Annotated in this window: 1 protein-coding gene; it reads left to right on the top strand. The window is 59.1% G+C overall.

The genetic code is table 11. The features are described 5' to 3' along the window. The first annotated feature begins 96 nt into the window (after positions 1-96). On the top strand, positions 97-1059 hold the full coding sequence (locus EKA13_RS27315; RefSeq protein ID WP_004577240.1) for an IS30-like element ISPpu17 family transposase: 963 nt from the start codon (positions 97-99) through the stop codon (positions 1057-1059). Positions 1060-1066: the final 7 nt, after the last annotated feature.

Raw genomic sequence — 1066 nt, 5'->3', positions numbered from 1 at the left:
CCTGAATTCATAGAATAAGCGCAACGCTTGAAACGAGAGGCAGAGAGCCAGCCACCGGTAGAATCCAGGCTCTCACACCGAAGGATTCAAGCGCAGATGACTACGCATTACCGGCAGCTGACTCAGGGACAACGTTACCAGATTGAGGCTGGCTTGAGCGCCGCAGAGAGCCAGGCGAGCATTGCAAAGCGGGTCGGCGTGCATCCCTCGACGATCAGTCGCGAGGTTCGCCGCAACAGCACCCAGAATATCTACAAGGCTGTTTCTGCGGCCCATGAAAGTGATGCTCGTCGAGCGGGTGCGCGCAAGTTTTGCAAGCCGGCGACATGGCTCAGCCATCATCTCCCGGTGTGGCTCAAGCATGGCATGAGTCCGGAGCAGATCGCCCAGCGGTTGAAGCAGGAGCAGCCAAGCCGGGCGGTCAGCCATGAGTGGATTTATCGGTTCATTGCCGCCGAACAGCGCGCCGGTGGTGAGCTTTATACCTATCTGCGACATCGCCGAAAGCGCTACCGGAAACGCTATGGAAGCCACGATCGGCGCGGGCAGCTGCGTAATCGCGTGTCAATCAGTGAACGCCCAGCCGAGGTCGAAAGCCGCGAGCGCCTGGGGGACTGGGAGGGCGATACGGTACATGGACTGGGCGGTAACCTGGTGACCCTGGTTGATCGCAAAAGCGGCTATCTGAGCGCCTATCCGGTCAAGCGCAGAACGCGCCGGCAGGTAACGCGGGCGATCAATCTGATGCTTCAGGGCCATGCCGCTCACACGCTGACGCTGGATAACGGAAGGGAGTTTGCCGGGCATGAACGCATCGCGCTACGGAGCCAGTGCCAGGTCTTTTTTGCAGACCCCTATTCATCCTGGCAACGTGGCACCAATGAAAACACCAACGGTCTGCTCCGCCAGTATTTCCCCAAGGGCAGCGACTTCAGCAAGCTGACCGTCGAAGCCGTCAATCGGACAGTAGCGAGGATCAATCTACGCCCGCGCAAGCGCTTGGGCTGGAAGACGCCGTACGAAGTGCATACAGGGGTGAGCGTTGCACTTATGTGTTGAATTCAGG

This window comes from Pseudomonas defluvii, from assembly GCF_001695625.1.
In the GTDB taxonomy this organism is placed as follows: Bacteria; Pseudomonadota; Gammaproteobacteria; order Pseudomonadales; family Pseudomonadaceae; genus Aquipseudomonas; species Aquipseudomonas defluvii.
Note: the sequence above shows the minus strand (reverse complement) of the source record. Positions and strands in the feature narration are given on the sequence as shown.

What these genes read in the sequence shown, in the direction of transcription:
- EKA13_RS27315 (WP_004577240.1), top strand. Translation starts at nt 97, where the DNA reads ATGACTACGCATTACCGGCAGCTGACTCAGGGACAACGTTACCAGATT.